The organism is Streptomyces sp. NPDC031132, from assembly GCF_055570595.1.
In genome coordinates this window covers 82,267-107,177 of sequence record NZ_JBVIGX010000008.1, presented here as the reverse complement: position 1 = coordinate 107,177, position 24,911 = coordinate 82,267, and the positions used below count along the sequence as shown (strand labels likewise).

Genomic DNA, 24,911 nt, shown 5'->3' with positions numbered 1-24,911 from the left:
ACAGCAATACGGACCGAACGGCACTACCGGACAAGAAGATCGCGCACAATACATCCGTGGTCGGTGAGTACGCGTTCAACAGAAAAGAGCCGGATTCCGCGGAGGCCGACGGCGATCCCGAGCCGGCTCCCGGCGCCCTGCCGGGGAACCTGCCGCCCGACCCCGCGGGCTTCATCGGCCGGGAGGACGAACTCGCCGAGCTGCACTGCCTCTTGCGCTCCCGTCGGCTGATCACCCTCACCGGGGTGGGCGGCGTCGGCAAGTCCCGGCTCGCCCTGCGGGCCGCCACCGACCCCGAACAGGCCCGGCCCGACGGGGTCTGGTGGGTGGAGCTCTCGCCGCTGCGCGACCCCGGCCTGCTCACCATGACCGTCGCCCACGCCGTCGGTCTGGCCGACCACTCCGCCCGCCCCCTCGACGAGGAGCTGTGCGCGTGGATGGCCGACAAGGAGCTGCTCCTCGTCCTCGACACCTGCGAGCACATGGTGGCCGAGTGCCGCCATCTCGTGGGCGAACTCCTCCAGTCCGCACCGGGACTGACGGTCCTGGTCACCTCCCGGGAACCGCTCGCCAGCCCCTGCGAGAAGGTCGTCGAGGTCTGCCCGCTGCCCTGCGAGGGACCCGACAGCGACGCCCTCGCCCTCTTCCGCGCCCGCGCCGTGGCCGCGACCCCGCAGGCCGCGGCAGCCTTCGAGGACCCCGAACGGGCCGCGCTCGCGGCCGAGGTCTGCCGGCGCCTCGACGGGATCCCGCTGGCCCTGGAACTCGCCGGCGCCCGGCTGCGGCTGTGGACCCTCGAACAGACGGCGCAGCGCCTCGGCGCCCGCTTCGCCGTGCTGTCCGACAGCCGGCCCGTGCTCCAGCCCCGGCACCGGACGATGCGCACGGCCATCGGCTGGAGCCACGAGCTGTGCGAGCCGGTGGAACGGCTGCTGTGGGCCCGACTGTCCGTCTTCACCGGGGACTTCGACGTCGCCGCGGCCCGGGCGGTGTGCTCGGGCGGCCCGCTGCCCGCCTCCCGGGTGGAGCGGGTGCTGGCGGGGCTCGTCGCGAAGTCCGTCGTGCGGCGCAGCCAGGAGCGCGGCTCGGGCGCCCGCTACCGGATGCTGGACACGATCCGCGAGTACGGGCACGACTGGCTGACGGAACTCGGCGAGGTGCACACGGTCGCCGACCGGCACGCGCACTGGTACGCGGCGCTCTCCCAGGCCGCCGACCGGGGCTGGCTGAGTCCGGACCAGGTGGACTGGTACCGCAGGATGACCGCCGAGCACGCGCAGCTGCGGACGGCGCTGGAGCACCTCCTGGGCGCCGACCCGGCGGCCGCGCTCGAGATGGCCGGGGCCCTGTGGTTCTTCTGGTTCTCGTGCGGGCACGTCCACGAGGGCCGGGGCTTCCTGGAACGGGCGCTGAAGACGGCCCCCGGCACGGGTGCCGCGTACGCCCAGGCCGTTTGGGCCCTCGGGCTGACCGCCCTGCTCCAGGGGGACATGGACGCGGCCCGGGAGCTGGGCGCGGAGTGCACCCGCGCGGCGGCCCGGCTGGCGGATCCCGAGCCGGAGCTGCGCGCGGCGTACCTGCACGCGGTTTCGGTGCTGATGCCCGGGGATCCCGTACGGGCCCTGCAGCTGGCGGGGCCCCGGGCGCGGGCCGGCCACGGCGGCCGGACCAGCGGGCCGGGCTGGCTCCTGTGCCGGCTGGCCACCAGCTATGCCCTGTGCGACCTGGAACGCTTCGACGAGGCCGCCGAGGAGGCACGGCGGCTGCGCGAGGCGTGCGCGGAGCTGGGCGAGCGCTGGCTGCGGGCGTACGCGGACTACGTGCTGGCGGTCGCGGCGCTCGGGCTCGGCCACCACGGGGAGGCGGCACGCCACGTGCGGGCGATGCTCTCGGGCAAGCGGCTGCTCGGCGACCGGTTCGGAATAGCTCTCGGCCTGGACATGCTCGCGGCGGCGGTGGCGGCCCTGGGCGACGGGGAGCTCGCGGCGCGACTGCTGGGCACCGGGCACGCCTGGTGGCGCACCGTCGGCCGGCCGCAGATGGGCTCACCCTCGCTGACGGCCCTGCGGGACCGGGGCGAGCGACAGGCCCGCGCGGCGATCGGTGACGAGGCCTACGAGGCCGCGTTCCTGGGCGGGACGGCGGCGTCCACCGGCTGAACTCCAGCCGGTGGGGCCGTTTGACGTCGGGGCTCCCGTCAGTACGGGAGGGGTCTGCCCGACGGTGTGCGCAGGTCCAGGTCTCGGGGTGCGGGCTTGGGTACGGGCTTGCGGATCAGCTGCTGGCGCATGCGGCCTCCTCGCTCAGACCAGGGCCGGGCGGCGGGGTTCCACCGCGCGGCCGTCGGGGAGCAGCTCACCGGTATCGTCGAAGATCACCAGGCCGTTGCAGAGCAGACTCCAGCCCTGTTCGGGGTGGAAGGCCACGGTGCGGGCGGCGTCGTGGTCGGCGCTGTCGGCGGACGGGCAGGGGGGCTGGTGGGAGCACATGGCGCACCTCCTCGCAAAGTGGGGCGGGAGGGCCGGTGGTCACCCGGTCGAATCCGCGATCCACGGTGGCGGTGAGTATTACTGATCGCCGCCCCCGGACGGAACCCATTTCAGGGGTCCAGTTCAGGGTGTGTATGCCCGCTCACCATGCGCTCATGCCCGGTATCCGGTTCGTTCACCGGGCGCCGGAGTGAACGGCGCGCAGGGGCGTGGTCAGGATCACGTGGGACGACCGGTTCTCCCGGGCGTCGCCCGGCCGCTGCGGGCGCGATGGCGCGGGCTAGGGTGCCGTGATCACCGACCGCCCGGTGATCACCGCGAGACCGAGGAGAGACCCGTGGCCACTCCGCCACCGCAGCACGGCGCCGGCCCGTACCGCCCGAACACCCCGCAGCAGGGCGGCCCCTACGCCCCGTACACGATGCCGCAGCAGGCGGCGGGCCCGTACGGCCACCACCCGCTGCCGCAGGCCGCGTACGGTTGCCGCCTGTGCGGGGGCCTGCCGGCCGCGCCGGCCACCGTGCGCGGGCACCAGGGCATGCTCGTGCTGATGCGGTTCCTGCGCCAGGAGGGGCCGTTCTGCCGCGACTGCGGACTCGCCACCTACCGCAGGATGTCCGCGGACACCCTCTGGCAGGGCTGGTGGGGCCCGCTGTCCTTCTTCATCACGCCCGTCACCCTGCTGCTGAACCTCGGCGCGCGGGGGACCTTCCTCAGGCTCGCTCCCCCGACGGGCGGCTTCCGGCCCGCGCTGGAGCCGGGCAAGCCGCTGTTGCGCCGCCCCCTGGCGCTGGCCTTCCTCGTGGTCATCGCGCTCATCGCCCTGACGCCGCCCACGCTCGTGCTGATCGGCCTGACGGCCGGGGAGGAGAAGCCGCCGGCGCTGATCACGGGGCAGTGCGTGCGCAACGAGGGCGACTGGCACGACCAGAAGCTGCTGACCACGGACTGCGGTTCGGCGAGCGCCGAGTACCGGGCCACCCGGCCGGCGGACGCGCCCGGCAGTACCTGCGCCCCGCGCGACTTCCTCGCGTCCCTGGAGTACAGCGCCGACGGGAAGACCGTGACCTGTCTGACGCCGCTGCGCTGACAGGCCGGCGCCCCGGACACCGCGAGGGGTCCGGGGGCGCCGCCGCTACGGTCCCGCGCCAGGGGTGTCCGCAAGGTCCTGCCTGGCCCGCGGCGTCTGGTGCCGCACCTCGCCGCGTCGTCGGGGCGCCCGAATACGTCCAGTACTCGGGCGCCCGGCACACTTACGGACACCCCTAGCGGATCGGCATCTCCGAGATCGTGCGGGCGATCACCAGGCGCTGGATCTCGCTGGTTCCCTCGAAGATCGTGTAGATCGCGCTGTCGCGGTGCATGCGCTCGACCGGGTACTCACGGGTGAAGCCGTTGCCGCCGAGGATCTGGACCGCCTGGGCGGTGACCTTCTTGGCGACCTCGCTCGCGAACAGCTTCGACATCGAGCCCTCCGCCGAGGTGAAGGGCTTGCCCGCGACGGCCATCCAGGAGGCCCGCCACACCAGCAGCCGGGCCGCGTCGATGGAGGTCCGCATGTCGGCGAGCTGGAAGGCCACGCCCTGGTTGTCGATGATCGGGCGGCCGAACTGCGTACGGGTCTTGGCGTAGTCGAGGGCGACTTCGTACGCGGCGCGCGCGGTGCCGACGGCCATGGCGCCGACCGCCGGGCGGGAGGCCTCGAAGGTGGCCATGGCCGCGTTCTTCACCCGCTCGCCGCCGCCCGCCCTGGCCCGCTCACGGGCCCGCGCGAGGCGCTCGTCCAGCTTGTCCTTGCCGCCGAGCAGGCAGGAGCCGGGCACGCGTACGTCCTCCAGGACCACCTCGGCGGTGTGCGAGGCGCGGATGCCGTGCTTCTTGAACTTCTGGCCCTGGGACAGGCCCGGGGTGTTCGGCGGCACGATGAAGGAGGCGTGGCCCTTCGAGCCGAGCTCCGGGTCCACGACGGCGACGACGATGTGGACGTTGGCGATGCCGCCGTTGGTCGCCCACGTCTTGGTGCCGTTGAGCACCCACTCGTCCTTGGCCTGGTCGTAGACGGCCCGGGTCCGCATCGAGCCGACGTCGGACCCGGCGTCCGGCTCGGAGGAGCAGAAGGCGGCGACCTTCACGTCGTCCGGGGTGCCGTACATCTGCGGGATCCAGGTGCCGATCTGCTCCTCGGTGCCGTTGGCGACGACGCCGATGGCGGCGAGCCCGGTGCCCACGATCGACAGGGCGATGCCCGCGTCGCCCCAGAACAGCTCTTCCATGGCCATCGGGATGCCGAGGCCGGTAGGGTCGAAGAACTGCTGGGCGTAGAAGTCGAGCGAGTAGATGCCGACCTTGGCGGCCTCCTGGATGACGGGCCACGGAGTCTCTTCGCGTTCGTCCCATTCGGCGGCTGCGGGCCGGATCACGTCGGCTGCGAAGCCGTGGATCCAGTCCCGTACCTGCTTCTGGTCGTCATTGAGCTCCATGGTGAACTCCGCCATGTCCCCTCCAGCTGTGCATCCACCAGTGCGTTACTAGCGGTAACCCTTACGGTGGCCACAGTCTGTTACCGACGAGTAAGCACTGTCAAGCAGAGTCGTCCGCCGTACAGCCGAATCCTTCGGGAGGGTGTGCGGGGTGTTACGTTGCGTGGGCGTCACGCACCATCGCAAGGGCGGGGAGAGAAACACGTCATGGAGACCACTCAGCAGGCCGGCGAACCGGGAGCGGCCGAGCGCCGCAGGCGGGAGCTGCTCGAAGCGGCCGACCGGGTCGTCCTCCGGGACGGCCCCAAGGCTTCCATGAACGCCATCGCGGCGGAGGCCGGCATCACCAAGCCGATCCTCTACCGGCACTTCGGCGACAAGGCGGGGCTCTACCAGGCCCTCGCCGTGCGGCACACCGACGCCCTGCTCGACTCGCTGCGGGCCGCGCTCGACGCCCCGGCCGAGCGCCGCAGCCGGGTGGAGTCCACCCTCGACACCTATCTCACGGCCATCGAGGCCCGCCCGCAGGTGTACCGGTTCCTGATGCACCCGGCCGAGGACTCGCACGCCGTCGAGCGCGGCTTCGACGTGGGCCTGCACTCGGCCCCGCTGCTGCGCCGGCTCGGCGAAGAGCTCGCCCAGGTGATCGGCGAGCGCGTGGACCTCGGCCCCGGCGGCGAACGCCTGGCCCGCATCTGGGGCCACGGCATCGTGGGCATGATGCATGCCGCCGGCGACTGGTGGCTCGGCGAGCGCCCGTGCGGGCGTGCCGAGTTGGTCACCGGACTCACCGACCTGCTGTGGGGCCGGCTGGCCACGGCCGGCAACCGCCTGGACGGCCCGGGCTTCTAACGGGCGGGAGCCCCCCGGCCGGGGACGCCCCGTTCAGTTCTGTGCGGCCGCCGCGGCCCGCGCGCCCCACGGGGTCTTGCGGATCGCCCGCCGCAGCCGCCGGGCGCGCAGCCCGGTGACCCGGTCCGCGTAGACCGTGCCGTCGAGGTGGTCGCACTCGTGCTGGAGGCAGCGGGCGAAGAACCCCGTGCCGGTGATCCGTACGGGTGCGCCGTCGGAGGTGACCCCTTCGACGACCGCGCGGTCGTACCGGACCGTGCCCGCCTCCAGACCCGGCAGCGACAGGCAGCCCTCGGGACCGCGGAACTCGTCCCCGTCGGCCTCCACCAGGCGCGGGTTGACGATGTGCCCGACGTGGCGCACGTCCTCGTCGTCGGGGCAGTCGTACACGAACACCCGCTGTCCGACGCCGATCTGGTTCGCGGCGAGGCCGACGCCCTCGGCGGCGTACATCGTCGCGAACATGTCCTCGATGAGCCGGTCGAGGGCCGGGCCGAATGCGGTGACCTCCGCGCAGGCCGAGTGGAGCACCGGATCGCCCAGCAGGCTCATGGTGCGGACGAGGCCGGTGGTACCGGGAATGGGGCGCTGTCGCATGGCCGTAAGGGTACGACGGGCGAATATATGAGGAGATCTGCGGCGCCCCGGGGGCGCCGCGGTCAAGGCCCCTGCCGGTACTGGATAGGCTGGGGCCGACCGACGCAAGGAGGACAAGGGACGATGGCAGGCAACACAGAGCCGCTTTCGCCGCGGGCCAAGCTGGCCGTGACGGCGGGCAAGGCCGCGGCGGCGGTGTCGCGGGCCGCGGGACGCGGAAGCGGATCGGTGATCGGTGGCAAGGTCGCACTCAGGCTCGACCCCGATCTCCTCGGCGCGCTGGCGCAGCATCTCGATGTCGTCCTCGTCTCCGCGACGAACGGCAAGACCACGACGACCCGGCTGATCGCGGAGGCCCTGCGGGCCAGCGGTCCGGTCGTCTCCAACGCCCTCGGTGCCAACATGCCGGCCGGCATCACCTCCGCCCTGGCGGGCGGCTCGGACGCCAAGTACGGCGTCATCGAGGTGGACGAGAAGTACCTCGCCGGGGTGGCCCGGGACGTCACCCCCAAGGTGATCGCCCTGCTGAACCTCTCCCGCGACCAGCTGGACCGCGCCGCCGAGACCCGCATGCTCGCGGAGAAGTGGCGCGAGGGGCTCCAGGGCTCCAAGGCCGTCATCGTCGCGAACTGCGACGACCCGCTCATCGTGTGGTCGGCCTCCTCCTCGCAGAACGTGGTGTGGGTCGCCGCGGGCCAGGAGTGGAAGGACGACGCCTGGTCGTGCCCCTCCTGCGGCGGCGTCATGCAGCGCCCCGGCGACGACTGGTTCTGCGGCGAGTGCGGTTTCCGGCGCCCCACCCCGAGCTGGGTGCTGTCCGGGGACCACGTGCTGGACCCGCACGGCTCGGCCTGGCCGATCCACCTCCAGCTGCCCGGCCGCGCCAACAAGGCGAACGCCGCCACCTCGGCCGCCGTGGCCGCCGTCTTCGGCGTCCCGCCGCAGGTCGCGCTGGAGCGGATGTACCAGGTGCAGGCCGTCGCCGGCCGCTACGACGTGATCACCTTCCAGGGCCGTGAGCTGCGGCTGCTGCTCGCGAAGAACCCGGCGGGCTGGCTCGAAACGTTTTCGCTGATCGACCCGCCGCCGACCCCGGTGATCCTTTCGGTGAACGCGCGCGGCGCCGACGGCACGGACACCTCCTGGCTGTGGGACGTGGACTACCCGCGCCTGGCCGGCCACCCGATCTTCGTGATCGGCGACCGCAAGCTGGACCTCGCGGTCCGCCTCGAGGTCGCGGGCCTGGACTTCCGGGTGTGCGAGACCCTCGACGAGGCCGTGCAGCTGGCGCCGCCCGGGCAGATCGAGCTGATCGCCAACTACACCGCCTTCCAGGACGTGCGCCGCCGCGTCGGCAACTAGTACTCATACCTCCAGAGGACACAAGAGCATGAGCGACAACAGCCTGCGTCTGGTGTGGGTCTACCCCGACCTGCTGAGCACGTACGGAGACCAGGGCAACGCCCTCGTGGTGGAGCGCCGGGCGCGCCAGCGCGGCCTGGACGTGCAGCGCGTGGACGTGCGCAGCGACCAGCCCATCCCCACCTCGGGTGACATCTACCTGATCGGCGGCGGTGAGGACCGCCCGCAGCGGCTCGCCGCGGAGCGCCTGGTGCGCGACGGCGGTCTGGAGCGCGCCGTCTCGAACGGGGCGATCGTCTTCTCCGTCTGCGCCGGCTACCAGATCCTCGGCAACGAGTTCGTCAACGACATGGGCGAGCGCCAGGAGGGCCTGGGCCTGCTGGACGTGGTCACCGTGCGCGGCGAGGGCGAGCGGTGCGTCGGCGACGTCCTCGCCGACATCGACCCGCGCCTGAACCTGCCGCAGCTGACGGGCTTCGAGAACCACCAGGGCGTCACGCACCTCGGCCCGTCCGCGAAGCCGTTCGCCCGCACCCGCCTGGGCCGCGGCAACGGCACGGGCGACGGCACCGAGGGCGCGTACAACGACACGGTCTTCGGCACGTACATGCACGGCCCCGTGATGGCCCGCAACCCGCAGATCGCGGACCTGCTGCTGAAGCTGGCCCTCGACGTGAACGCGCTGCCGCCCATCGACGACCGGTGGTACGAGGCGCTGCGCGCCGAGCGCATCTCGGCGGCGACGCAGCCCGCGTAACGCCCGCACGGAGCGCTCATCAGGGCGGCCCCGGCATCATGTGTTCGGCCCGGTTTTCCCTTGGGGGGACCGGGCCGACGTGGTTTCGTACGACGAGTATGACCAGCATGTGGAGGATGGTTCAGTCCACCTCTCCACCGCTTGTAGGGTGGCCGTAGTTCCAACCGGACGACGTGGTCCGGTCGTCGGCCCACGTTGCAAAGGTCTTCCTGCCATGCGCATTGGTGTGCTCACTTCCGGCGGCGACTGCCCCGGCCTCAATGCCGTCATCCGCTCCGTCGTGCACCGCGCCGTCGTCGACCACGGCGACGAGGTCATCGGCTTCCACGACGGCTGGCGCGGCCTGCTGGAGTGCGACTACCGCAAGCTGGACCTCGACGCCGTGGCCGGCATCCTGGCCCGCGGCGGCACCATCCTCGGCTCCTCCCGGGTGCAGCCCGCGCACCTGCGCGACGGCGTCGAGCGGGCCCGCGGGCACGTCGCCGACCTCGGCCTGGACGCCATCATCCCGATCGGCGGCGAGGGCACCCTGAAGGCCGCGAACCTGCTCTCGCAGGCCGGTCTGCCGATCGTCGGCGTCCCGAAGACCATCGACAACGACATCGCCTCGACGGACGTCACCTTCGGCTTCGACACCGCCGTCGGGGTCGCCACCGAGGCCCTGGACCGGCTGAAGACCACCGCCGAGTCCCACCAGCGCGTGATGGTCGTGGAGGTCATGGGCCGCCACACCGGCTGGATCGCCCTGCACTCGGGCATGGCGGCCGGCGCGCACGCCATCGTCGTCCCGGAGCGCCCCTTCGACATCGACGAGCTGACGGCGATCGTCGGCGAGCGCTTCTCCGCGGGCAAGCGCTTCGCGATCGTGGTGGTCGCCGAGGGCGCCAAGCCGCGCGCCGGCTCCATGGACTTCCAGGACGGCGGCACCGACCAGTACGGCCACGAGCGCTTCGCCGGCATCGGCAACCTGCTCGCGGTCGAGCTGGAGCGGCGCCTGGGCAAGGAGGCCCGCCCGGTCATCCTGGGCCACGTCCAGCGCGGCGGCACGCCCACCGCGTACGACCGGGTCCTGGCCACCCGCTTCGGCTGGCACGCGGTCGAGGCGGCGCACCGCGGCGAGTTCGGGATGCTGACCGCCCTGCGCGGCACCGAGATCGAGATGGTCCCGCTCGCCGACGCCGTGCAGACCCTCAAGACGGTCCCGGCGGAGCGGTACGACGAAGCGCAGAACGTTCTGTGACGTTTCCCCCCTTCTGACCCGACCCCCGGACGCGTTCGCGTCCGGGGGCGGCACTACTGTGGTGGGGCACCACGGGTCAAGGGAGTGAACAGATGGATCACAGCGGTCACGGCATGGACATGCACATGGACATGGACCTGCCGCCGTTCACTCTCGGGCGCGGGCTGGAGTTCTCCTTCGACGCCTTCTTCCTGATCGGCTCGCTCGTGGGCCTCGGCCTGTACCTGTGGGGTGTCGTGCGGCTGCGCCGGCGCGGGGACGCCTGGCCGCTGGGCCGGACCATCGCCTTCACCGCCGGCGTGCTGAGCATCGCCCTCATGATGTGCACCAAGCTGAACGACTACGGCATGGTCATGTTCAGCGTGCACATGGTCCAGCACATGGTCATCAGCATGCTCTCGCCGATCCTGCTGCTGCTGGGCGCACCGGTGACGCTGGCGCTGCGCGCGCTGCCGCCCGCCGCCCGCGGCCGCAAGGGACCGCGCGAGCTGCTGCTGATGCTGCTGCACAGCCGCTACATGAAGGTGATCACGCACCCGGTGTTCACCATCCCGATGTTCATCGCGAGCCTCTACGCCCTCTACTTCACGCCGCTCTTCGACTTCCTCATGGAGAGCAGGGCCGGGCACGTCGGCATGATGGTGCACTTCCTGGCCGTCGGCCTGATCTTCTTCTGGCCGATCATGGGCGTGGACCCCGGCCCGCACCGCCCCGGCTACGTGATGCGGATGCTGGAGCTCTTCGCCGGCATGCCGTTCCACGCCTTCTTCGGCATCGCCGTGATGATGGCGAGCGAGCCGATGATCAAGACGTACGCGAACCCGCCGGCCTCCCTCGGCATCGACCCGCTGCTCGACCAGCAGTGGGGCGGCGGCATCGCCTGGGCCTTCAGCGAGATCCCGTCGGTGCTGGTGCTGATCGCGCTGGTCTACCAGTGGTACCACTCCGAGCAGCGGGCGGCGAAGCGCGCGGACCGGGCCGCAGACCGTGACGGCGATCAGGAGCTGGAGGCGTACAACTCCTATCTCGCCTCGCTCCAAGCGCGTGGCCAGTAGCGCAGGGGCACCTTCGCGCGCGACCATGGGGCATGACCGGATCCGTTAAGGCGATGGCCGTCATGACCTTCGCCGCTCTGGTGGCCGTCGCCACGTACTCCGTGGCCCTCGGCAGCAACGGCTGGCTGTGGTTCGCCTGGGTGGTCCTCGGCCTGCTGACCGCCGGCATGGCCGCGTCCCGCAAGACCTGAACGGGCACACCCGCACCACCTGGCCGTCCTCTGGCCTGGCACTTTTGGCCGATTCCGATCGGCCTCCCCATGAACTCCCGGCAGCGCCGTCCGTTCTACAGGGCAGCGAAAGTCCTGTGACGCCCCCGGCCGGTCGGCATGCCGACCGCGTCCGCGCCGGATTCTGGTTCTCCATGCCCATCCGGCACCGTGTACGGCACACTGACCTGACCGCCAGGTGAAGGGAAAATGCCCCGGTGTTCTACCACTTGCTCAAGCACGTGCTGCTCGGTCCGCTGCTGCGGCTGCTGTTCCGCCCGCGCATCGAGGGACTGGAGAACATCCCGTCGGAAGGGGCGGCGATCATCGCGGGCAACCACCTGTCCTTCTCCGACCACTTCCTGATGCCCGCCATCCTCAAACGCCGGATCACGTTCCTCGCGAAGGCGGAGTACTTCACCGGTCCCGGGGTGAAGGGGCGGCTGACCGCGTTCTTCTTCCGCAGCGCCGGCCAGATCCCGGTGGACCGGTCGGGCAAGGACGCCGGGCAGGCCGCACTGCGCGAGGGGCTCGGGGTACTGGCCAAGGGCGAGCTGCTGGGCATCTACCCCGAGGGCACCCGCTCCCACGACGGGCGGCTGTACAAGGGCAAGGTGGGCGTGGCCGCGATGGCGCTCGGCGCCGGGGTGCCCGTCGTACCGTGCGCGATGGTCGGCACCTTCGAGATCCAGCCGCCCGGGCAGAAGATCCCGAACATCCGTCGGGTGACCATCCGCTTCGGCGAGCCGCTGGACTTCTCCCGGTACGCCGGGATGGAGGGCGAGCGGGCCGTTCTGCGGGCCGTCACCGACGAGATCATGTACGCGGTCCTCGGGCTGTCCGGCCAGGAGTACGTCGACCGGTACGCCGCCGAGGTCAAGGCGGAGGAGGAGGAAGCGCGGAAGAAGGCCCGGCGCAAGACGCGCTGAGCCTTCTCCCGTGCTGTGCCGTGCTGTGCCGTGCCGTCCGCCCTAGCGGACGGCGGGCAGCTCCTCGAGCGCCGGCAGGGCCGACGACGGGGCAGTGGCCAGCGACTTCGCGGTGGCCGGGGCCGGGGCGACCGGAGTGGCGTGCGGAGCGCACTTCACGTCCTTGGCGTCGACCTTGCCGGTCAGCAGGTAGGCGTCCACCCGGGTGTTGATGCAGGGGTTCACCAGGCTGGTGACACCGTGCGAGCCGGCGTTCTGCTCGGTGATCAGGCGCGAGCCGGCGAGGCGGCGGTGCAGTTCGACGCCACCCTCGTACGGCGTGGCGGCGTCACGCTCGGACTGGACGATCAGGACCGGCGGCAGACCGCGCTTGGCACCGACCTCGATCGGGGTGCTCTGCTTGGACTTCCAGGTCGCGCAGGGCAGGTTCATCCACGCGTTGGACCAGGTCAGGAACGGGTACTTCTCGTGCAGCTTGGAGTTGTCCCGGTCCCACTTGGCCCAGCTGGTCGGCCACTTGGCGTCGGCGCACTCGACCGCGGTGTAGACCGCGTTGCCATTCTCCGAGGCGATGTTGCCCTGGATGTCGGACATGTCCGGCGAGATCGCCTCGATCAGCGGCTTCTCGTCACCGGCCACGTACGCGCTGAACGCCTGGGCGACGGGCACCCAGGAGGAGTCGTAGTACGGGGCGCCCTGGAAGAAGCCGATGAGCTCGTTCGGGCCGACGACCCCGCCCAGCGGGTTGGCCTTGGCCTTGGCACGCAGCTCCTGCCACTTGGCCTCGACCTTGGCGCGGGTGTCGCCGATGTGGAAGACGTTGTCGTTCTTGGCGACCCAGTCCTGCCAGTCGTTCCAGCGCATCTGGAAGGCGACGTCCTGGCCGAGGTTGGCCTCGTACCAGATGTTGTCCGTGTCCGGGTTGACCACGCTGTCGACGATCATGCGGCGCACGTGGGTCGGGAACAGCGTCGCGTAGACGCCGCCGAGGTAGGTGCCGTAGGAGACGCCGAGGTAGTTCAGCTTCTTCTCGCCGAGTGCGGCCCGGATGACGTCCAGGTCGCGCGCGGTGTTGGGCGTGGTCATGTGCGGCAGCATCTCGCCGCTGCGCTCCTTGCAGCCGTCCGCGTACTCGGCGGCCAGCTTGCGCTGGGCGCGCTTGTCCGCCTCGTTGGACGGGACCGGGTCGGCCTTGGGAGCCTTGACGAACTCCTGCGGGTCGATGCAGGAGATCGGGGCGGAGTGGCCGACACCGCGCGGGTCGAAGCCCACGAAGTCGTAGGCCTTGGAGGTGTTGACCCACAGCGGGCTCTTGGTGGTGACCCGGCGCGGGAAGCGCATGCCGGAGCCGCCGGGGCCACCCGGGTTGTAGAGGAGCGCGCCCTGGCGCTCCTCCTTGGTGCCGGTGCTGCCGATCCGGTCGACCGCGAGGTCGATGGTCTTGCCGAACGGCTTGGAGTAGTCCAGCGGAACCTTCACCCAGCCGCACTGGATCGGGGCCTCGAAGCCCCAGTCCGCGGGGCAGTCCTTCCACTCGACCCCGGTGGCGGCGGCGCGGGCGGCGGCGAGCTGGACGCCCAGCGCCTCCGGGAACCCGCTGCTCTGGCTGGACGAAGCCGCGGCGGCCGGCGTGGCCATCAGCAGGCCCGCGGCCAGTGCTCCGGTGATCAGAGTGGCAGCGCTCCCCAGCGCTGCAGTGCGTATCACGTGGTTGTTCCCCCTGCGTCAGGCCCGGCCGGAGGAGGCCGGGTTGGTCGGTGCAGTCGGTCTGTGCAGGTGGATCCTTTCGTCTGACCTACACCTGACAACAGACCAAGGTCGCGTTCTTTGCCAACCCGATAACCGGAAAGGCGTGTACCGCTGAGCGGTGTCGCATTCGTCCCAGGTTTGCTCAGCAGTTACCAGCCGTACGTGCGCCACGCCGCGTCGAGTAGCTCGCGCAGCCGCAGCGCGTCCGGTGCCAGAGCCGTCACGAGGACGGCCGGACCGGCCAGCGGAGTGACGGCCGCGAACTCCCCGAGCAGCGCGGCAGCCGGCGGCGACACGGCGAATGCCGGGTCCACGACCAGGAGCTGACCGAGCGCCCGGTGGCCCGCCAGCCCCGCCGGCCCGTCCCAGCCGCCGGGCGCTCCTGGTCCGCAGGCCAGCTCCTGGTCCAGCAGCGGGGTGCCGCCCCGGGTCACGGTGAGCCTGCTGCGCAGCAGGCCCGGCTCCTCCCCCGTCCGGCCCAGCACCTGCTCCTCGCGCAGCAGCAGCCGGGCCGTGGGGGCGAGTTCGGCCCGGGTGTGCACCCGCAGGTCGCTGCCGCGTACGGAAACCAGCGGCTCCGGCAGCCACCGTACGGCCGCGTCCTCGGCCAGGGTCAGCCGTACGTCGTACTGTGCGGGCTCGCCACCGCGGCCGGGCAGCGCCAGGGTGGCGGCCGCCGAGGCCAGGGCGAGGCGGGCCCCGGGGCCGGCGGCGGCCTCCACCGTGAGGTGGTCCCCGCCGAGCGGGGCGCTCATCGCGCCGACCAGCATCACGCCGGCCTCGGCGGCCGTGCCCCGGGTGCGGCGCAGCGCGAGCGGCCCCTCACCGGCCAGCAGCGGCAGGGCGGTACCGCCGCGGCCGTCGGCGACGGCGTAGATCCGGGCGGTGGCCCGTACGCCGGCCGGAGCCACGGCGGGCCGGGCCGGGGCCGGCGGAGTCGGGTCGGGCGGAACCGGGACCGGTGGAGTCGGGGCCGGCGGAGTCGGGGCCGGCGGGGCGGCGGGAGGCGCGCCGGCCACCGTAACGCTCACCGGGCGGCCCAGGCGGCGATCCGCTCGCGCACCCAGGCGGCCACCGGGGCCACACCGTCCTCCGCGCGCAGCGACTGGAAGGCGACGGGCAGTTCGCCGCGTTGCCCGGCGGCGTCGCGGGCCATCCGGTCCAGGTCGGAGCCCACGTAGGGGGCGAGGTCGGTCTTGTTGACGACGAGCAGGTCGGCGGTGGTGACGCCGGGGCCGCCCTTGCGCGGGATGTCGTCGCCGCCCGCCACGTCGATGACGAAGATCTGGGCGTCGACGAGGCCGCGGGAGAAGGTGGCGGTGAGGTTGTCGCCGCCGGACTCGACGAGGATCAGGTCGAGCGGGCCGACCGTCTCCTCCAGCTCCTCGACCGCCTCGAGGTTGGCGGAGATGTCGTCGCGGATGGCGGTGTGCGGGCAGGCACCGGTCTCCACCGCGCTGATCCGCTCGGGTGGCAGGACGGCCTCGCGGAGCAGGAACTCGGCGTCCTCCCGGGTGTAGATGTCGTTGGTGACGACGGCCATGGACAGCTCGGCGCGCAGGGCGCGGCACAGGGCGGCGACGGTGGCCGTCTTGCCGGAGCCGACGGGTCCGCCGAGGCCGATCCGCAGGGCGCGGCGCGAGCCGTCCGCCCGTACCGGCTCGGCGCTGTGGGTGTGGCGCTGGGGATAGGTCACGCCGTGGTCGAGGTGCATGGGGGTCTCCGGAGTCGATCGTGGAGGCGGTCGGGAAGCGGTGAGGGGGCGCTCACGAGGCGAAGAGCCGTACCGGCCAGTCGGCATGGCTCTCCGCAGCGATGTCCAGCAGCGGCGAGGAGGCCGCGGGCAGCGCGTCCGGGCCCTCCAGTCGTGCCCGGTGCGCGGCCTGGGCGGCCCGGGCGGCGACGGCGTCGAGCTCGGGGGCGAGGCGGGCCAGGACCCCGCTCGCCTCGAAGGGGTCCAGGCCGAGCAGCCGCACGGTCGCGGTCGCCGGTCCGCCGACGCTCTCGTACGCCGCCACGTGCGCGGCGGCCAGCGGCCCGAGCCCGGCCGCCCGGGCGGTGAGCCCGAGCACCACCGGCTGGTGCGCCCCGCGGGGGAAGGCCGCGGCGAGTGCGTCGAGTTCGGCGGCGGGCCAGGTGGCCCGGGCGGCCCGCAGCAGCTGCCGGCCCAGCCGCCGCGCCGCGGTGCGCAGCGCGGGCGACGGGGTCCGGGCGTCGGCGGCGGTGTCGAGGACCGCCGGGTCGAGCCCGAGGGCTGCGGCCGCGGCGAGTGCGGCGGCGACGAGTCCGGCCGTGTGGAGCCGGCCGCGGCAGAACTCCTCAAGGGTGGCGGCGTCGTGGATCCGGCCGGCCTTGCAGGCGGCCTCGGCCCCGCCGGAGTGGGCGTGCCCGCCGGCGGGGAAGCGGCCGTCGGCGAGCACGAGCAGTGCGGCGAGGCTCATCGGGCTGCGCCCGTTGCAAGAGGCCCCATGTCAGAACAGGAAGTAGCGCTGGGCCATGGGCAGTTCCGCCGCGGGCGCGGGTTCCACGGCCTCCCCGTCGATGGTGACCGTGAAGGTGTCGGCGTCGACCTCGACCCTCGGCATGGCGTCGTTGTTGCGCATGTCCGCCTTGCTCACCTTGCGGGTGCTCTCGATGGCCACGAACTGCTTGCCGAGTCCGAGCCGTTCGGGCAGCGCGTCGTCGAGGGCGGCCTGCGCGGTGAAGTTGACCGAGTTCAGCCCGGGGGCCCGGCCGTGGCTGCCGAACATCGGGCGGGGCAGCACCGGCTGCGGGGTGGGGATGGAGGCGTTCGCATCACCCATCTGGGCGTACGCGATCTGGCCGCCCTTGATGACCACGTCGGGCTTGACCCCGAAGAAGGCGGGCGCCCACAGCACCAGGTCGGCGAGCTTGCCGGTCTCCACCGAGCCGATCTCGCGCGCAAGTCCCTGGGCCACGGCGGGATTGATCGTGTACTTCGCGACGTAGCGGCGGGCGCGGTGGTTGTCGGCGGGACCGTCGCCGGGCAGGAAGCCGCGCCGCTTCTTCATCACGTGGGCGGTCTGCCAGGTGCGCAGCACGACCTCGCCGACGCGGCCCATGGCCTGGGAGTCGGAGGAGATGATGGAGATGGCTCCGAGGTCGTGCAGGACGTCCTCGGCGGCGATGGTCGAGGGCCGGATACGGGACTCGGCGAAGGCGAGGTCCTCGGGAACGGCCGGGTTGAGGTGGTGGCAGACCATCAGCATGTCGAGGTGTTCGTCGATGGTGTTGACGGTGTGCGGCCGGGTGGGGTTGGTGGAGCTGGGCAGGATGTTCGGCTCGGAAACCACGGTGATGATGTCGGGTGCGTGCCCGCCGCCCGCGCCCTCGGTGTGGTACGAGTGGATGGTCCTCCCGGCGATGGCGGCGAGGGTGTCGCCGACGAATCCGGCCTCGTTGAGGGTGTCGGTGTGGATGGCGACCTGCGCGCCGGTCTCGTCGCAGACGCTCAGGCAGGCGTCGATGACGGCGGGGGTGGACCCCCAGTCCTCGTGGATCTTGAACCCGAGGGCTCCGCCGCGCAGCTGGGAGTGCATGGCCTCGCGGGACATGGTGTTGCCCTTGCCCAGCAGGCCGATGTTGACGGGGTAGGACTCCAGGGCCGCGAACATCCGGGCGAGGTGCCAGGGGCCGGGGGTGACGGTGGTGGCCTTGGTGCCCTCGGCGGGTCCGGTGCCGCCGCCGACGAGGGTGGTGATGCCGGAGGCCAAGGCCTCGTCGACGACGGTCGGGGAGATGAAGTGCACGTGGGCGTCGATGGCGCCCGCGGTGACGATCTTCCCGTTGCCCGCGATGATCTCGGTCTCGGGGCCGATCACGAGCGCGGGGTCCACCCCGTCCATCGTGTCGGGGTTGCCGGCCTTGCCGATGCCGCAGATGCGGCCGTCGCGGATGCCGATGTCGGCCTTGACGATGCCCCAGTGGTCGAGGACGACGACTCCGGTGATCACGGTGTCGGGGGCGCCCTCGGCGCGGGTGGTCCGGGCCTGGCCCATGGACTCGCGGATCACCTTGCCGCCGCCGAACACGGCCTCGTCGCCGGAGCGTCCGGGGCCGCCGCTGAGGTCCTGCTCGATCTCGACGAAGAGGTCGGTGTCCGCGAGCCGGATCCGGTCGCCGGCGGTCGGTCCGAAGAGGTCGGCGTACGCCCTGCGGTCGAGCTCAGCCATCGAGCGGGCCCCCGGTCTCGCCGCGCAGGCCCGGTACGGTGCGCAGCCCGCCCAGCGGTACGAGTTCCACGGCGACCGGGATGCCCGGCTCGAAGCGCACGGCGGTGCCGGCGGCGACGTTGAGCCGCTGCCCGCGGGCGGCCCGGCGGTCGAAGTCGAGGCCGGGATTGGCCTCGGCGAAGTGGTAGTGGGAGCCGACCTGGACGGGCCGGTCGGCGGAGTTGAGCACGGTGAGGCGGGTGACGGGTCGGCCCTCGTTGAGGCGCACCGGGCCGTCCCCGTGGACGATTTCGCCGGGGATCATGCGGGTACTCCCCTTCAGACGATCGGGTCGTGGACGGTGACGAGTTTGGTGCCGTCCGGGAAGGTCGCCTCGACCTGGACGTCGTGGATCATCTCGGGGATCCCCTCCATCACCTCGGCGCGGCCGAGCACGGTGCGGCCGGAGGCCATGAGCTCGGCCACGGTCCGCCCGTCGCGGGCCCCTTCGAGGATGTGCGAGGTGATCAGGGCGACCGCTTCGGGGTGGTTGAGGAGGACCCCGCGCGCCCTGCGCTTCTCGGCCACGTCGGCGGCCACGTGGATGAGCAGGCGTTCCTGCTCGTGCGGTGTCAGTTGCACTCGTAACTCACCAAGCTTCCAGGACAAGATCGACGTCGCGCCGGGCCGACCCTAACGGCCTTCAACACTTTGTTGACCTGCGCATATCCGAGCCAAGCATGTCTTGCCCAACGCAGAGGGAGGCTTTCCGTTCCGAGCACCGCCGCTTTACCGGCGGATGGGTGATCATTGACGGAAGACCGTGGCCGCCACGCTAGGCGCCGCGCTTTTCCGCCGCGTTAACCCACGTTTCGGGGAGGCACCTGGTTCAACTCCCAGGCCGCCTCAAGCCGGTTCCGTATACGGACCGGACCGACGGTCCCCCGGCCACTGCCGCGGGACCCGCCATCGAGGAGATCCATGTTCGTCAACCCCGTCCGTCACATCACCTTCGACGCGCTCGAGCCCTACAAGATCGCCGAGTTCTGGTCCGCCGTGACCGGCTTCGCGATCCACCCGGACGACGAGGAGGGCGACGACGAGATCCTGCTGGACCCGGCGCAGCCCGGGGTCCCGGGACTGCTGTTCATACGCGTACCGGACGCCAAGTCCGTCAAGAACCGGGTCCACCTGGACATCCAGCCCCCCACCGGCACCCGGGACGAGACGGTCGAACGGCTCGTCGGGCTCGGGGCGAAGCTGGTCGACGACCGGCGCCGCGAGGACGGCTCCGGCTGGGCCGTCCTTGCCGACCCGGAGGGCAACGAGCTGTGCATCGAGCGCAGCGCCGGGGAGCGCGTGCAGGGCTGAACGCGGCCGCACTCCCCCTAACAGCCGGTGACGCTCTTCGCGGGAGCCCCGACGGGCCAGGGCAGGGCGATCCAGACGGTCTTGCCCCCGTCCTCGGTGGGGTTGACGGAGAGCCTGCCGCCCGCTTCGGCGGTGAGCCAGCGGATGATGACCATCCCCCGGCCGTTGTCCTGCTGGACGGCGGCCGGGAGGCGCTTGGGCCAGCGCGGGTGACTGTCGGTCACCCCGACGCGGAGCCACTCCCCGCGCTCGAGGCGGATGTCCACGGTGAAGGTGGGCGACTGGCCGAAGGTGTGCTGCACGGCGTTGGTGGCGAGCTCCGAGACGATCAACCGGACACTGTCGGCGGTGTCGGCCTCGTCGGGCAGTCCCCATTCGCCGAGCACCTCCGCGACGTAGCGGCGGGCTGTGGCGACCGAGGCGGGATCGCTCGGCAGAGTGACGGATGCTTCCTGGTGGTCTGCCATGGCGACGGTCCCTTTCCCACCGGGGCGAAACCCCGGATCTGTGCTGGACGCCAGAGTGCCACCCATCGTCCCGCCGGTGCTGCCGTTCCCCCAAGATCTGCATATATCTGTCGCTCAATGCAGTGAACTCTGCTACGGAAGAGCGTATTTGGACGGCAGACTGGTGCGAGCTGTGCCGGTGGAAGGAGGCGGGTATGCAGCACGGTCCCGCGGTGCGTCGGCGCAAGCTCGGCGAGGAACTGCGCGCGCTGCGCGACCGGACCGGACTCACCAGTGGTGAGGCGGCCCGGATCGCAGGGTGGCACCAGTCGAAAATCAGCCGCATCGAGACGGGGCGCAGTGGCGTGAAACCGGAGGACATCCGCCTCCTCCTCGACGTCTACGCAGAGGTCGTCAGCCCCGAGCAGCGGGCGCTGCTGGAGGCCCTGTCGGCCTCGGCGGCCGGCCCCGGTCCGGGCGGCGACACCGTGCGCGGCCGCCAGTGGTGGCACGACTACCGGGGGCTGCTGCCGCAGGAGTACCGGGATTTCATCAGCCTGGAGGCGGGCGCCCGCTCGGCCCGTACGGTCGAACTCTCCGTGGTGCCGGGCCTGCTGCAGACCCCGGAGTACGCGCGGGCGGTGACCCGGGCAGCGCTCGGCGGGCTGCCGGAACCCAAGGTCGACGCGCTGGTCGACGTACGGCTGGCCCGGCAGTCGGTGCTGCGGGCGGATCCCCCGCTGGAGCTGAGCGCCGTGCTGGACGAGGCGGTGCTGCGGCGGCAGATCGGCGGCCCCGGGGTGATGGCGGCGCAGTTGCGGCATCTGGTGCAGGTGGCCCGACTGCCCCAAGTGCGGTTGCAGGTACTTCCGTTCAGCGTGGGGGGTCATCTCGGCCTGACCGGACCGTTCGTAATTTTCTCATTTCCGAACATCGCCGATCTGGATGTGGTGGTACTCGACCATTTGACGAGTAGCCTCTATCTGGAGCGGAAGGAAGACCTCGAGGCGTACAGCGCCGCATTCCGCACCATCCAGGCGCACGCCCTCCCGCCCCAGGACTCGTCGGATCTCATCAGCTCACTCGCTGACGACGCGTAAGGAGGCACCCCCGTGTCCGCAACCCCCCTCTCCACCAGCGGACTTCTGATCAGCGCGCGGTGGCGGCGGAGCAGCCGCAGCACCGGAATGAACAACTGCGTGGAAACCGCCGTGCTCGGTGGCGGCGGCCTGCTGGCCGTCCGCGACTCGAAGTGGACGGACGGCCCGGCCGTGCTCTTCACCGGGCCGGCCTGGGACGGCTTCCTCGCATCCGTACGGGCTGACGTGGACGTACTCGCGTGAGGCCCTAGCGGTCCGTGGCTCCGGCCGGGGCGGTCCCCAGGATCGTCTCGACGGCCCGGTCGATCTCGTCCCCCGTGAGATCGGCCCGTGCGGTCAGCCGCAGCCGGGAGATGCCGTCCGGCACCGACGGCGGACGGAAGCAGCCCACGGACAGACCTGCCTCGCGGCAGTCGGCGGCCCAGCGCAGTGCCGCCGAAGCCGACGGGGCCCGTACCGACACCACGGCCGCGTCCGGCCGGGCCGCGGTCAGGCCGGACGCGGTGAGCCGCCCGTACAGCCGGTCGGCCACCTCGCGGGCCCGGCCGGCGCGCTCCGGTTCGCTCCGGAGCAGGCGCAGGCTCGCCAGCGCCGCACCCGCGGCGGCCGGTGCCAGCCCGGTGTCGAAGATGAAGGTCCGCGCCGTGTTGACGAGGTGCCGGATCACCTTGGCCGGGCCGAGCACCGCTCCGCCCTGGCTGCCCAGGGACTTCGAAAGCGTGAGGGTGGCGACCACCCCCGGCGCGCCCGCGAGCCCGGCGGCGTGCAGGGCTCCGCGGCCGCCCTCCCCCAGTACGCCCAGTCCGTGGGCGTCGTCCACGACCAGGGCCGCGCCCTCGTCCCGGCAGGCGGCCGCGTACGCGACGAGCGGGGCGGCGTCCCCGTCCACGGAGAACACCGAGTCGCTGACCAGCAGCGCCCGTCCCTCGTGCGTCGCGAGCGCCTTACGCGCGGCCTCCGGGTCGGAGTGCGGGATCACCTCGGTCCCGGCGCGGGAGAGCCGGCAGCCGTCGACGATCGAGGCGTGGTTGCCGGCGTCGGACACGACGAGGGTGCCCCGATCGCTGAGCGCGGTGACGGCCGCCAGATTGGCGGCGTACCCGGAGGACAGGACGAGCGCGGCCTCGAACCCGCAGAAGGCCGCGAGCTCCCGCTCGAGCTCCGCGTGAAGCTCGGTCGTACCGGTCACCAGCCGTGATCCCGTGGCCCCGGCGCCCCACCGCTCGGCCGCCTCGCGCGCGCCGCGCACGGTCTCGGGGTGGCGGGACAGGCCGAGGTAGTCGTTGCTCGCGAGGTCCAGCAGCGGCGAGGAGGCCGGGCGGGGGCGCAGCGTCCGGACGAGCCCGGCCTCCTCACGGGCCCGCTCCGCGTCGTCGATCCAGGCGAACACGTCTTCGGGCTCGGGGCTCTGCTGGGGCATCGGCGGGTCCTCGTGTTTTGTCGGCTGTCCACAGGCGTGCCTGACCCTAACGGCCGTCACCCGAGTGCCAGGTGTGGCGATACACACACTCCGTTCCGGCCATGTTGTGCGATCTCTCCTTGGCCGGGAGTGGTCGCGTGGTCCAGGATCGGCCTCATGGACCTGCTGAACACCCTGGTGGACAAGGGGCTGCGGCGCGAGCTGCCGACCCGCGAAGAGGCGCTCGCCGTACTGGCGACCTCTGACGACGAACTGCTCGACGTGGTGGCCGCGGCCGGCAAGGTGCGCCGCCAGTGGTTCGGGCGTCGGGTCAAGCTGAACTACCTGGTCAACCTGAAGTCCGGGCTCTGCCCGGAAGACTGCTCCTACTGTTCCCAGCGCCTGGGATCGAAGGCGGAGATCCTCAAGTACACGTGGCTGAAGCCCGACGAGGCCTCCCAGGCCGCCGCGGCCGGTGTGGCGGGCGGCGCGAAGCGCGTGTGCCTGGTGGCGAGCGGGCGCGGTCCGACGGACCGCGACGTGGAGCGGGTCGGCAAGACGATCGAGGCGATCAAGGAGCAGAACGAGGGCGTCGAGGTGTGCGCCTGCCTCGGCCTGCTGTCGGACGGCCAGGCCGAGCGCCTGAAGGACGCGGGCGCCGACGCCTACAACCACAACCTCAACACGTCCGAGGCCACGTACGGTCAGATCACCAAGACCCACACCTACGCGGACCGGGTCGACACGGTGCAGAAGGCGCACGCGGCGGGCCTGTCCGCCTGCTCCGGCCTCATCGCCGGCATGGGCGAGAGCGACGAGGACCTGGTCGACGTCGTCTACTCGCTGCGCGAGCTGGACTCGGACTCGGTGCCGGTCAACTTCCTGATCCCCTTCGAGGGCACCCCGCTGGCCAAGGAGTGGAACCTCACCCCCCAGCGCTGCCTGCGGATCCTGGCGATGGTCCGGTTCGTCTGCCCCGACGTGGAGGTCCGGATCGCCGGCGGCCGCGAGGTGCACCTGCGCTCGATGCAGCCGCTCGCGCTGAACATCGCCAACTCGATCTTCCTCGGCGACTACCTCACCAGTGAGGGCCAGGCGGGCCAGGCCGACCTCGACATGATCGCGGACGCCGGTTTCGAGGTGGAGGGCGCCGGCACGACGACCCTCCCGGCGCACCGCGCGGACGCGGTGGCCGCTGCCGCCGCGGCCCACGGGCCGTGCGGTTCCTCGGCTGCCGAGGCGGGCTGCGGTTCGGCCTGCGGCGGCTGCTCGGGGCACGAGGCCGAGGCCGTCCCGGCCCAGGCGGAGCCTGTTCAGGCGCAGGCCGGCGAGGTCCGCTCGGACCTGGTGGCGGTCCGCCGCCGGGGCGCGGGAACGGACCTCGCCCCCAATGCCTGACCAGCACCACGCCATGCCGGCCGCGGAACTGCTCGCGCTGGACCGGCAGCACGTCTGGCACCCGTACGGCCCGATGCCCGGGCGGCAGGAGCCGCTGGTCGTCTCCTCCGCCTCGGGCGTCCGGCTGCGGCTGGCCGAGCCCTCCCAGGGGCAGGCCGAGCTGGTCGACGGCATGTCCTCCTGGTGGTCGGCGATCCACGGGTACAACCACCCGGTCCTGAACGAGGCCGTGACGGACCAGCTCGGCCGCATGTCCCACGTGATGTTCGGCGGGCTCACCCACGAGCCCGCCGTCCGGCTGGCCGCCCGGCTGGTCGAGATCACCCCGCCCGGCCTGGAGCACGTCTTCCTCGCCGACTCGGGCTCGGTCTCGGTCGAGGTCGCGGTGAAGATGTGCCTGCAGTACTGGCGCTCCATCGGCCGGCCCGGCAAGACCAGGCTGCTGACCTGGCGCGGCGGCTACCACGGGGACACGTGGACGCCGATGGCGGTCTGCGACCCCGAGGGCGGCATGCACGAGCTCTGGTCGGGGATCCTCCCGCGCCAGTTGTTCGCCGACGTGCCGCCGAGCGGCTTCGACGCGCCCGTGGACCCGGCGTACGTCGACCACCTGCGCTCCCTGCTCTCCGCGCACGCGGACGAGCTGGCCGCGGTGATCGTGGAACCGGTGGTTCAGGGCGCGGGCGGCATGCGCTTCCACAACCCGGGCTACCTGCGGGTGCTGCGCGAACTGTGCGACGAGTACGACGTCCTGCTCATCCTGGACGAGATCGCGACCGGCTTCGGCCGTACCGGCGCCCTGTTCGCGGCGGACCACGCGGGGATGACCCCGGACGTGATGTGCCTGGGCAAGTCCCTGACCGGCGGCTACCTCACGCTGGCGGCGACGCTGTGCACGGAGCGGGTGGCGAACGGGATCTCCCGGGGAGCCGTCCCCGTCCTCGCGCACGGGCCGACGTTCATGGGCAACCCGCTCGCCACGGCCGTGGCGCTGGCCTCGATCGACCTGCTGCTCGGCCAGGACTGGCAGCGTGAGGTCAAGCGCATCGAGGCGGGTCTCGTGGAGGGCCTGGCCCCGGCGCGTGACCTGCCCGGCGTGAGGGACGTACGCGTCCTCGGCGCGATCGGCGTGGTCCAGCTGACCCACGAGGTCGACGTGGCCGCGGCGACCCGGGCAGCGGTCCGCGAAGGCGTGTGGGTGCGCCCGTTCAGGGACCTGATCTACGTGATGCCGCCGTTCGTCACGGGCGACGGCGACGTGGCCCGCATCTGCCGCGCGGTGTGCGCGGCCGCGGCGGAGGGCTGA

The 24,911-nt window shown here is 72.1% G+C and carries 26 protein-coding genes; 14 read left to right on the top strand and 12 right to left on the bottom strand.

All coding sequences use genetic code 11. From position 1 onward, the window contains the following. The first annotated feature begins 56 nt into the window (after positions 1-56). Positions 57-2,159 (top strand): ATP-binding protein, encoded by a 2,103-nt coding sequence (locus ACZ49B_RS14570; RefSeq protein WP_468305135.1) that lies wholly within the window; start codon positions 57-59, stop codon positions 2,157-2,159. A 144-nt stretch (positions 2,160-2,303) separates the two neighbouring features. Here ACZ49B_RS14570 and ACZ49B_RS14565 read toward each other — a convergent pair whose 3' ends face one another. After that, on the bottom strand, positions 2,304-2,489 hold the full coding sequence (locus ACZ49B_RS14565; protein ID WP_030300124.1) for a DUF5999 family protein: 186 nt from the start codon (positions 2,487-2,489) through the stop codon (positions 2,304-2,306). 337 nt (positions 2,490-2,826) lie between these two features. Here ACZ49B_RS14565 and ACZ49B_RS14560 point away from each other — a divergent pair, with 337 nt between their 5' ends. Further along, complete coding sequence (locus tag ACZ49B_RS14560; RefSeq protein ID WP_468305132.1) at positions 2,827-3,579, top strand: LppU/SCO3897 family protein; 753 nt, start codon at positions 2,827-2,829, stop codon at positions 3,577-3,579. 175 nt (positions 3,580-3,754) lie between these two features. On the opposite strand, the gene ACZ49B_RS14555 is transcribed toward ACZ49B_RS14560, so the two are convergent. After that, entirely contained in the window at positions 3,755-4,984 is a 1,230-nt protein-coding gene (locus ACZ49B_RS14555) for an acyl-CoA dehydrogenase family protein (protein ID WP_468305129.1), read from the bottom strand. A gap of 192 nt (positions 4,985-5,176) precedes the next feature. Between ACZ49B_RS14555 and ACZ49B_RS14550 the strand changes: the two genes are divergently transcribed. Continuing rightward, the gene (locus ACZ49B_RS14550; RefSeq protein ID WP_468305126.1) at positions 5,177-5,821 is read left to right on the top strand and encodes a TetR/AcrR family transcriptional regulator; all 645 of its coding nucleotides are present in this window, start codon (positions 5,177-5,179) and stop codon (positions 5,819-5,821) included. Positions 5,822-5,854: 33 nt separating this feature from the next. Here ACZ49B_RS14550 and def read toward each other — a convergent pair whose 3' ends face one another. Further along, positions 5,855-6,418: a peptide deformylase gene (gene def / locus ACZ49B_RS14545; protein WP_468305123.1), complete on the bottom strand. Its 564-nt coding sequence runs from the start codon at positions 6,416-6,418 to the stop codon at positions 5,855-5,857. A gap of 123 nt (positions 6,419-6,541) precedes the next feature. Here def and ACZ49B_RS14540 point away from each other — a divergent pair, with 123 nt between their 5' ends. The 6 genes from ACZ49B_RS14540 (at position 6,542) to ACZ49B_RS14515 (ending at position 11,970) form a co-directional block, all read left to right on the top strand. Further along, positions 6,542-7,780 (top strand): MurT ligase domain-containing protein, encoded by a 1,239-nt coding sequence (locus tag ACZ49B_RS14540; RefSeq protein ID WP_383348350.1) that lies wholly within the window; start codon positions 6,542-6,544, stop codon positions 7,778-7,780. A 28-nt stretch (positions 7,781-7,808) separates the two neighbouring features. Continuing rightward, the gene (locus ACZ49B_RS14535) at positions 7,809-8,537 is read left to right on the top strand and encodes a type 1 glutamine amidotransferase (protein ID WP_468305120.1); all 729 of its coding nucleotides are present in this window, start codon (positions 7,809-7,811) and stop codon (positions 8,535-8,537) included. A gap of 214 nt (positions 8,538-8,751) precedes the next feature. Next, positions 8,752-9,777: a 6-phosphofructokinase gene (locus tag ACZ49B_RS14530; protein ID WP_030300138.1), complete on the top strand. Its 1,026-nt coding sequence runs from the start codon at positions 8,752-8,754 to the stop codon at positions 9,775-9,777. A gap of 92 nt (positions 9,778-9,869) precedes the next feature. Next, the gene (locus ACZ49B_RS14525; RefSeq protein WP_468305117.1) at positions 9,870-10,832 is read left to right on the top strand and encodes a cytochrome c oxidase assembly protein; all 963 of its coding nucleotides are present in this window, start codon (positions 9,870-9,872) and stop codon (positions 10,830-10,832) included. A gap of 32 nt (positions 10,833-10,864) precedes the next feature. Beyond that, on the top strand, positions 10,865-11,023 hold the full coding sequence (locus ACZ49B_RS14520) for a hypothetical protein (RefSeq protein ID WP_030300142.1): 159 nt from the start codon (positions 10,865-10,867) through the stop codon (positions 11,021-11,023). Between the two features lie 236 nt (positions 11,024-11,259). After that, on the top strand, positions 11,260-11,970 hold the full coding sequence (locus ACZ49B_RS14515; RefSeq protein ID WP_468305114.1) for a lysophospholipid acyltransferase family protein: 711 nt from the start codon (positions 11,260-11,262) through the stop codon (positions 11,968-11,970). Positions 11,971-12,012: 42 nt separating this feature from the next. Here ACZ49B_RS14515 and ACZ49B_RS14510 read toward each other — a convergent pair whose 3' ends face one another. The 7 genes from ACZ49B_RS14510 to ACZ49B_RS14480 form a co-directional block, all read right to left on the bottom strand. Next, positions 12,013-13,608, bottom strand: coding sequence for an alpha/beta hydrolase (locus ACZ49B_RS14510; protein ID WP_468305567.1), 1,596 nt, complete (start codon positions 13,606-13,608; stop codon positions 12,013-12,015). 260 nt (positions 13,609-13,868) lie between these two features. After that, positions 13,869-14,630: an urease accessory protein UreD gene (locus ACZ49B_RS14505; RefSeq protein ID WP_468305564.1), complete on the bottom strand. Its 762-nt coding sequence runs from the start codon at positions 14,628-14,630 to the stop codon at positions 13,869-13,871. 116 nt (positions 14,631-14,746) lie between these two features. Then, positions 14,747-15,433: an urease accessory protein UreG gene (ureG, locus tag ACZ49B_RS14500; protein ID WP_468305111.1), complete on the bottom strand. Its 687-nt coding sequence runs from the start codon at positions 15,431-15,433 to the stop codon at positions 14,747-14,749. Positions 15,434-15,485: 52 nt separating this feature from the next. Further along, positions 15,486-16,160, bottom strand: a complete 675-nt coding sequence (locus ACZ49B_RS14495) for an urease accessory protein UreF (protein WP_468305108.1) — start codon at positions 16,158-16,160, stop codon at positions 15,486-15,488. A gap of 30 nt (positions 16,161-16,190) precedes the next feature. After that, on the bottom strand, positions 16,191-17,912 hold the full coding sequence (locus ACZ49B_RS14490) for an urease subunit alpha (protein WP_468305105.1): 1,722 nt from the start codon (positions 17,910-17,912) through the stop codon (positions 16,191-16,193). Beyond that, positions 17,905-18,216: an urease subunit beta gene (locus tag ACZ49B_RS14485; RefSeq protein ID WP_468305104.1), complete on the bottom strand. Its 312-nt coding sequence runs from the start codon at positions 18,214-18,216 to the stop codon at positions 17,905-17,907. The genes ACZ49B_RS14490 and ACZ49B_RS14485 overlap by 8 nt, the downstream gene beginning before the upstream one ends. A 14-nt stretch (positions 18,217-18,230) precedes the next feature. Continuing rightward, positions 18,231-18,533, bottom strand: coding sequence for an urease subunit gamma (locus ACZ49B_RS14480; RefSeq protein WP_030300160.1), 303 nt, complete (start codon positions 18,531-18,533; stop codon positions 18,231-18,233). Positions 18,534-18,872: 339 nt separating this feature from the next. Between ACZ49B_RS14480 and ACZ49B_RS14475 the strand changes: the two genes are divergently transcribed. Continuing rightward, on the top strand, positions 18,873-19,262 hold the full coding sequence (locus tag ACZ49B_RS14475; protein WP_468305100.1) for a VOC family protein: 390 nt from the start codon (positions 18,873-18,875) through the stop codon (positions 19,260-19,262). A 17-nt stretch (positions 19,263-19,279) separates the two neighbouring features. Here ACZ49B_RS14475 and ACZ49B_RS14470 read toward each other — a convergent pair whose 3' ends face one another. Then, positions 19,280-19,729, bottom strand: coding sequence for an ATP-binding protein (locus ACZ49B_RS14470; protein ID WP_468305098.1), 450 nt, complete (start codon positions 19,727-19,729; stop codon positions 19,280-19,282). A 194-nt stretch (positions 19,730-19,923) separates the two neighbouring features. Between ACZ49B_RS14470 and ACZ49B_RS14465 the strand changes: the two genes are divergently transcribed. Together ACZ49B_RS14465 and ACZ49B_RS14460 are read left to right on the top strand one after the other, a co-directional pair. Next, on the top strand, positions 19,924-20,808 hold the full coding sequence (locus tag ACZ49B_RS14465) for a helix-turn-helix domain-containing protein (RefSeq protein ID WP_468305096.1): 885 nt from the start codon (positions 19,924-19,926) through the stop codon (positions 20,806-20,808). Between the two features lie 12 nt (positions 20,809-20,820). Continuing rightward, on the top strand, positions 20,821-21,051 hold the full coding sequence (locus ACZ49B_RS14460; protein WP_468305093.1) for a DUF397 domain-containing protein: 231 nt from the start codon (positions 20,821-20,823) through the stop codon (positions 21,049-21,051). A gap of 4 nt (positions 21,052-21,055) precedes the next feature. Here the strand turns inward: ACZ49B_RS14460 and ACZ49B_RS14455 are convergent, their stop codons facing one another. Then, positions 21,056-22,228 (bottom strand): 8-amino-7-oxononanoate synthase, encoded by a 1,173-nt coding sequence (locus ACZ49B_RS14455; RefSeq protein ID WP_468305090.1) that lies wholly within the window; start codon positions 22,226-22,228, stop codon positions 21,056-21,058. A gap of 156 nt (positions 22,229-22,384) precedes the next feature. On the opposite strand from ACZ49B_RS14455, the gene bioB reads away from it, so the two are divergent. Then, entirely contained in the window at positions 22,385-23,605 is a 1,221-nt protein-coding gene (bioB, locus tag ACZ49B_RS14450; protein WP_468305087.1) for a biotin synthase BioB, read from the top strand. Next, on the top strand, positions 23,598-24,911 hold the full coding sequence (locus ACZ49B_RS14445) for an adenosylmethionine--8-amino-7-oxononanoate transaminase (RefSeq protein WP_468305084.1): 1,314 nt from the start codon (positions 23,598-23,600) through the stop codon (positions 24,909-24,911). Before bioB ends, ACZ49B_RS14445 begins: the two co-directional genes overlap by 8 nt.